Raw genomic sequence first — 7,497 nt, forward strand, 5'->3', positions numbered from 1 at the left:
GAATAGCGTCCCCCCACCCAGTCCCAAAAACCAAAGGTGTGTTCGGGGCTGAAACCTTGCGCCTGCGAAATGTGAGGGTGGGCTGTGACGGCAATCAAATGCTGGTGGAGCTTGACTTGGGGGCAACCTGCGTCAAGCAACCACCGTTTGGCCGAAGCGGCCAGCGTCATGGTTTCTTGGGTGGTGAACGTCTTGCTTTGCACCACAAAAGCGGTGCGTGAAGGGCTGAGTTTGGCCAAGGTGGTGTACAAGCTCCAAGCGTCCACGTTTGAGACGTAGTGCACCCGCACCTTGTTTTTGAAGCTGTCGCGGGTCAAGTGACTCAAGGCCTCGGTGGTCATTCGGGGCCCCAAGTCAGACCCACCAATGCCCAGGTTGACCACGTCGGTGATGGCTTCATCCTCGTAACCCAGCAGTTGGCCTTCGCGCACTTTTTCAGCAAACATGCAGACCCGCAAAAGTTCATGGGCCACTTGTTTGGAAATGTCTGCCCCCCAGGGCGGATTGGGCACATGGCTGCCACGCAGCGCCACATGCAGCACCGCGCGTTGTTCGGTGGTGTTGATGGCTTCACCACGGAACATGGCTTTGGCTTGTGACATCACCCCTGATTCGTTCGCCAAGACCAACAGTTGGTCCAAAACTTCTTGGCTGAAGCGTTGACGCGTGTAATCGATGGTGATGCCAGCGCCACTGGCGTGAAATTGGTCTGCACGCCCCGTGTCCTTGAGCAAATCGCGCAGGTGCGGTTGCGAGTTGTGAGAGAGCGCTTGGAGCGTTTTCCAAGCTTGGCGGTGTTGCGGTGGGACAAAGGTGGTCATCGGGGTATTTTCCTCAAATTCAATGACATCCATCAAAGGCCGTGGGCGATGTTGGTTGCTTCACGCGCCAAGCGGGTGATTTCAGCCCAGTCGCCGCGTTGCACCACATCCAGTGGCGTCAACCAAGACCCGCCCACCATGGCCACATTGGGTAGCTTTAAAAATTCGTCCATATTGACCAGCGACACGCCACCGGTGGGGCAAAACTGCATGTCTCCCAGGGGCCCTGCCAGTGCTTGGAGCATGGCCAATCCGCCGGCTTGAGCTGCCGGAAACAGCTTGACCAGCGAAAAGCCATGGTCTCGTGCAGCCATCACTTCACCTGGGGTCATCACCCCGGGCATGAAGGGCAATCGACAGTCCATGGCCGCTTGCACCAAGACTTCGGTCATGCCAGGCGACAGCGCAAAACGAGCGCCTGCCGATTGAACGCGCGCCATCTCGTCGGCGCGGGTGACGGTGCCTGCACCCACGTGCATCTGCGGCACATGCTTGGCCACTTGTTCGATGGCGGCCAAACCCGCCGCATGGCGCAAGGTGATTTCCATCACATCCACACCACCTTCCAGCAAAGCATGCGCCATGGGCACAGCTTGATCAGGGTGGGTGATGACGATGACGGGCACCACGCGCGAGGTGAAGGCGGGGCGCTGAAAGGTGGGGTGTGTCGGTTGAGTCATGGCGTGTTTTGAGTGTCAGAGGTCGGCGTGATGAACGTGTGACAGCAGCGGTGAGGCACCATCTTCAGCATGGGCGGCGTGGTCGCGGAACAGCGCAAACAAGTCACGTCCGGTGCCGCGTTGGTTGGCCGACAAGTCCGGGGTGGGGGCCACGCGCTCGGCCAGTTCGGCATCGCTGACGTCCAGTTGCAAGATCTGCGCTTCGCAGTCGAGGGTGATCATGTCACCGTCTCGCACCTTGGCAATCGCGCCACCGTTCAGGGCTTCGGGGCTCACATGGATGGCGGCAGGGACTTTGCCCGATGCGCCCGACATGCGCCCGTCGGTGACCAGCGCCACTTTGAAACCCTTGTCTTGCAGCAGGCCCAGCACAGGCGTGAGCTTGTGCAATTCGGGCATGCCGTTGGCTTGTGGGCCTTGGTTGCGAACCACGGCCACAAAGTCACGCTCGAGTTGTCCAGCCTTGAACAACTCAGCGAGTTGCTTTTGATCGGTCATCACCAGCGCCGGCGCACGCACCACGCGGTGTTCGGGCTTGACCGCTGAGACCTTGACGACGGCGCGCCCCAGATTGCCTTGGAGCAAACGCAAACCGCCGTCGGCGCTGAAGGGGCGGGTGGCTGGTCGCAGCACGTCTTCGTCGCCCGAGTGAGAAGGCACATGGCGCCAGGCCAACTGGGCCTGGTCAAGCCAAGGCTCCACGGTGTAGCGTTGCAAGCCTTGGCCCATGATGGTGGTCACGTCGGCATGCAACAAACCCACGCCCAGCAACTGGGCGATCAAAAATCCCATGCCGCCAGCGGCTTGAAAGTGGTTCACATCGGCGCTGCCGTTGGGGTAGACGCGGGCGAGCAAGGGCACGCAGGCGGACAGGTCGGAGAAGTCGTCCCAGTTGACGATGAGGCCTGCCGCACGCGCCATGGCCACCAGATGCAGGGTGTGGTTGGTCGATCCTCCAGTGGCCAGCAAACCCACAATGCCGTTGACGATGACCTTGGCATCGATCTGGTGGCCCATGCCCGCATTGGGGGTTTGGCTGAGTTCCACCGCACGTTGGACTGCAGCCGTGGTGAGGGCTTCACGCAGCGGTGTGCCTGGGTTGACAAACGATGCGCCCGGCAAGTGCAAACCCATGATCTCCATCAGCATTTGGTTGGAGTTGGCGGTGCCGTAGAAGGTGCAGGTGCCAGCGCTGTGGTAAGCCGCTTGCTCGGCTTGCAGCAACACCTCTCGGCTGACCAAGCCTTGGGCGTATTGCTGTCGCACCTTGGACTTGTCGTCGTTGGACAGACCCGACGTCATGGGCCCCGCAGGCACAAACACGGCGGGCAAATGGCCAAACTGCAAAGCGCCCATGAACAGGCCCGGCACGATTTTGTCGCACACGCCCAAGAACATGGCCGCGTCAAACACGTTGTGCGACAGGCCCACGGCCGTGGCCAAGGCAATCACATCGCGCGAGAACAGCGACAGCTCCATGCCGTCTTCGCCCTGAGTCACGCCATCGCACATGGCGGGCACGCCACCGGCCACTTGCGCGGTGGCGCCTGCCGCCCTTGCTGCGGCGCGAATTTTTTCGGGGTAATGCTCGTAGGGTTGGTGGGCCGAGAGCATGTCGTTGTAGGCCGTGATCACGCCGATGTTGGGCTGACGTTCTTGGCGCAGCACCAGTTTGTCGTTGTCGGGCATGGCCGCGTAGGCATGGGCGGCATTGGCGCAGCCCATGCCGCCGCGGTAGGGCCCAGGCTTCTTGGCCTGTGCCAATACCTTGAGATACGCCGCACGAGACGCTGCGCTACGCTGCTCGATGCGTTCGGTCACAGCAACCAGGGTGGGGTTCAGGGGTGAGGTCATGACGATATCCAAAGAGAAACAGGCGTGTGGCTTTGATGCAGCAGATGCGACACCGGATGCAAGTTGCTGCGCCGCTGCCAAGCTTGGCGCAAGGTGTGCAGCTTGTCAGCGCCGCTGACAGGCAGCACGATGTGGCGAGCACGCAGAATTTGCGCCAGTGTTTGCGTGATGCGCGGGTAGGGCGCGCTCAAGGGGGGCTGCGCGAGTGTGACGCCCGCACACACCTGCGTGTTGTGAGGGTCCAGCAAGTCCACCAAGTTGGGAGCGTCTGGAAACAACGATGCGGTGTGTCCATCCGCGCCCATGCCCATCACCATCACGTCGGGGGTGCCAGCCGCTTGCAGTGCAGCACCGGCGATTTGAACCAACTGCGACAAGGGGGGCAGCGGTTCAGCGGCTTGGCTCACCATGGGCACCCAGTGCGCGGCACGCGCCTGCTCTTGCAGCAAATGCGTGGTCACCAAATGCGCATTGCTGTCGGCATGGGTACACGGCACGCAACGTTCATCTGCCAGGGTGATGCGCACCCGGCCCCAAGCGATGGGTAAAACGCGCAACGCATGAAACAGGGCCACCGGTGACTTGCCGCCCGACACACCCAACACCGCCACACCACGCGCCTCAATGGCTGCTGTCAATCGCTGCGCCATGTCATGCGCCAGGGCTTGTGTCAGTGCATCAGCTTGGCCTGTGTGCGGGGTGATGTTGGCGCGTGGTTCGCTGATCCATGGTGCAAGTGGCCGTGGCGGGGAAGGCTCAGCTTGACCTGTCATCAGGCCTCCTCAAACCAGCACAGGTTGTCACGCGCCATCAAGGCTGAAGATGCTGCCGGCCCCCAACTGCCTGCCGAGTAAGCGCGGGGTTTGTCGTCCAGGGCTCTCCAGCCGTCCAAGATGGGTTCGACCCACATCCAAGCGGCCTCCAATTCGTCGCGGCGCATGAAATGCGTCAAACGGCCTTTGATCACGTCCATCAACAAACGCTCATAGGCCTCGGCGCGGCGTTTGTTGGACGAATGTTGCAAATCAAGTCCGAGTTTGACAGGGTGCAATGACATGCCAGAGCCCGGTTCTTTGACCATCAAGCCCAATTGGATGGACTCTTCGGGTTGCAAACTGATGATCAATCGGTTGGGCTCATGGTGCGCCGTGGTGCCGAAAATTGAAAACGGCTGATCGGCGAACTCGATGATGATTTCGGATTGACGTTTTTGCATGCGCTTGCCGGTGCGCAAAAAGAAGGGCACGTTGGCCCAGCGGGCGTTGTTGATGTGCGCGCGCAAGGCCACAAAAGTTTCGGTTGTGCTGTCAGGTGGCACGTTGTTTTCTTCTTGGTAGCCGCTGACCGCCACGCCTTCAGAGGCACCCGCTGTGTATTGGCCGCGCACGGTGTCTCGCTTGATGTCTGCCAAATCCATCTTGCGCAAGGAGCGCAGCACCTTGAGTTTTTCATCGCGCACATCGTCTGCGTGCAGCGAAATGGGTTGCTCCATGGCCACGATACACAGCAGTTGTAGCAAATGGTTTTGCACCATGTCGCGCATGGCGCCGGCGCCGTCATAGAAACCAGCACGGCTGCCCACGCCCACGGTTTCGGCCACGGTGATTTGCACGCTCTTGATGAAGGGCGCGCGCCACATGGGCTCGAAAATGGCGTTGCCAAAACGCAGCACCATGAGGTTTTGCACCGTTTCTTTGCCCAGGTAGTGGTCGATGCGGTAAATCTGTTGCTCATCGAAATAACGCGCCACCTCTTCATTGATTGCGCGAGCCGAGGCCAGGTCGGTGCCCAAGGGCTTTTCAAGCACCACCCGCGCTTGGGCATCCACCAACCCCGCGCTGGAGAGGTGCGCACAAATTTGGGTGAACAAGTTGGGCGCAGTGGCCAGATAGAACACCCGTAACCCGTTGGCGCTGCAAGCGGCCTTGAGCTTGGCGTAGTCATCGCTTCGGGTGACATCCAAGCTCACATAAGTCAAGCGAGCCAGAAAGCTCTGCCAGTCATCTGCGTTCCATGCTTCTTTGTCAATGAAAGCGGGGGAATGGCTGTCAACAAAGCTCAAATACGCTTCGCGGCTCCAGGGTTGACGGCCCACACCCACGATGCGGGTGCCCTCAGCCAATTTGTCATGCAAGTGCGCCATGTAGAGTGCAGGCAAGAGCTTGCGAAACGACAAGTCACCCGCACCGCCAAAAATCACGATGTCTTGTGCGCCGTTGTCCAAAGGGGGGGTGTTCATGTGTCGCGTTCGCCTCAAAGCTACAGTATCTGGATTATTCTTTCAAACCATGTCACCACACCCTACCACGGCACTTGCACGCCCTGTTTTTGACCATGCCATCGGCGTTTTTGACTCCGGGGTCGGTGGCTTGTCTGTTTTACGTGCCATTCGTGCGGCTTTGCCCAGCGAGGACTTGGTGTACGTGGCCGATTCGGGTCATGCGCCCTATGGCGATCAAAACGAATCGCATATCACCCAACGCACGTTGACCGTGGGTCAATGGCTGGCCCAGCAGGGCGTCAAAGCCATCACCATTGCGTGCAACACCGCCACGGTGGTGGCAGCGCGCAGCTTGCGCGAGCAGACCCATGTACCGGTGGTGGCAATTGAGCCTGCCATCAAGCCCGCGGTGGCCTTGACGCGCACAGGCGTGATCGGCGTGTTGGCGACGCGTCAAACCGTGCAAAGCGAGAGCGTGGCCAAGCTGTGCACCCAGTATGGGGAGGGCAAACGCATCCTGTTGCAAGCCTGCCCTGGCTGGGTGGAGCTGGTGGAGCAAGCCAATTTACACAGCCCGCTCACCGAGGCCTTGGTACAGCAATTCGTCGCCCCCTTGGTGGCCCAAGGGGCTGATACCTTGGTGTTGGGCTGCACGCATTACCCGTTTTTGCGCGACGCCATCCAGCGCGTGGCGGGTGAGGGCGTGCACTTGCTGGACCCGGCCGAGGCCGTGGCCCGCGAGCTGGTTCGCCGCTTGGGGCAGCATCGGCGTACAGAAGGGGATGGAACAACCCGGTTTTTCACCACGGGCGATGTGGCCCAGGTTCAGCGTGTGGTGGCCGATTTGTGGGGTGACGATGCTGTGGTGCAAGCGTTGCCATCCTGAGCCAGGGACTTGGGTGGGCTGAAAGACCTTGTGTCAGCCCGAATTCGGGCAAACCCGTAAACTCGGGCCCTCATGAATGCTTACGCCGACGTCTCTTTTTTCCCCCGCAACGCCAAACCCCTGACCAGTTACCGCAAGTACTGGGCGGCCCGCTTCGGCACGGCCCCGTTTTTGCCGATGAGCCGCGAGGAAATGACCCAGTTGGGTTGGGACAGTTGCGATGTGATCATCGTCACGGGTGACGCCTATGTGGACCACCCGAGTTTTGGCATGGCCGTGATCGGGCGCATGCTGGAGAACCAAGGGTTTCGCGTGGGCATCATTGCCCAGCCCGACTGGCAAAGCGCCGACCCGTTCAAGGCGCTGGGCAAACCCAATTTATTTTTCGGCGTGACCGCCGGCAACATGGATTCGATGATCAACCGCTACACCGCGGACCGCAAGATCCGCAGCGACGACGCCTACACCCCGGGCGACGTCGGCGGCAAGCGGCCCGACCGCGCCTCGCTGGTGTATTCGCAGCGCTGCAAGGAAGCCTGGAGCGATGTGCCCATCGTCATGGGCGGCATCGAAGGCTCGCTGCGCCGCATCGCCCATTACGACTACTGGCAGGACAAGGTGCGCCGCTCCATCCTGGTGGACGCGAAATGCGACCTGCTGCTCTACGGCAACGCCGAGCGGGCCATCGTGGAGATTGCCCACCGCCTGGCGGCCCGCGAGCCGGTGGAAAACATCGTCGACGTGCGTGGCACGGCCTTCATTCGGCGGGACACGCCCGAGGGCTGGTTCGAGATCGACTCGACCTCGGTCGACGCGCCGGGCCGGGTGGAGTCGCACGTCAACCCCTACCAGAACACCTCCGAGCAGGCCAAAAGCCAGGGCGAAACCTGCGCCAAGGAAGACGGCACCCTGCCAGCCCAGGTCAGCCCGGCCATCCAGCCGCTGGTCTTCATGCCCAACCCCGCGGCCATCGGCAAGCTCAAGGTGCCGCCACGTGACCGTTCGGTGATCCGTTTGCCGAGCTACGAGCAGGTC

Annotated in this window: 5 protein-coding genes and 2 pseudogenes; 2 read left to right on the plus strand and 5 right to left on the minus strand. The window is 61.0% G+C overall.

Going from position 1 to position 7,497, the window contains the following annotated elements; translation table 11 throughout:
• The 5 genes and pseudogenes from ACKWJN_RS01555 to zwf all read right to left on the minus strand — a co-directional run.
• Positions 1-821 (minus strand): annotated as a pseudogene (locus ACKWJN_RS01555) (glucose-6-phosphate isomerase); the annotation flags it as partial.
• A 32-nt stretch (positions 822-853) separates the two neighbouring features.
• Positions 854-1,501: a bifunctional 4-hydroxy-2-oxoglutarate aldolase/2-dehydro-3-deoxy-phosphogluconate aldolase gene (gene eda, locus ACKWJN_RS01560; protein WP_408593880.1), complete on the minus strand. Its 648-nt coding sequence runs from the start codon at positions 1,499-1,501 to the stop codon at positions 854-856.
• 15 nt (positions 1,502-1,516) lie between these two features.
• The gene (gene edd / locus ACKWJN_RS01565; protein WP_408593882.1) at positions 1,517-3,355 is read right to left on the minus strand and encodes a phosphogluconate dehydratase; all 1,839 of its coding nucleotides are present in this window, start codon (positions 3,353-3,355) and stop codon (positions 1,517-1,519) included.
• On the minus strand, positions 3,352-4,128 hold the full coding sequence (gene pgl, locus ACKWJN_RS01570; protein ID WP_408593884.1) for a 6-phosphogluconolactonase: 777 nt from the start codon (positions 4,126-4,128) through the stop codon (positions 3,352-3,354). Before pgl ends, edd begins: the two co-directional genes overlap by 4 nt.
• Entirely contained in the window at positions 4,128-5,594 is a 1,467-nt protein-coding gene (gene zwf / locus ACKWJN_RS01575) for a glucose-6-phosphate dehydrogenase (RefSeq protein ID WP_408593885.1), read from the minus strand. Before zwf ends, pgl begins: the two co-directional genes overlap by 1 nt.
• Positions 5,595-5,643: 49 nt before the next feature.
• Here zwf and murI point away from each other — a divergent pair, with 49 nt between their 5' ends.
• Both murI and ACKWJN_RS01585 read left to right on the plus strand, forming a co-directional pair.
• On the plus strand, positions 5,644-6,462 hold the full coding sequence (gene murI / locus ACKWJN_RS01580; RefSeq protein ID WP_408593887.1) for a glutamate racemase: 819 nt from the start codon (positions 5,644-5,646) through the stop codon (positions 6,460-6,462).
• 72 nt (positions 6,463-6,534) lie between these two features.
• Positions 6,535-7,497: pseudogene (locus ACKWJN_RS01585) on the plus strand (YgiQ family radical SAM protein); the annotation flags it as partial.

The sequence above is a fragment of the Limnohabitans sp. genome (assembly GCF_046052825.1).
Taxonomy (GTDB): Bacteria; Pseudomonadota; Gammaproteobacteria; order Burkholderiales; family Burkholderiaceae_C; genus Limnohabitans.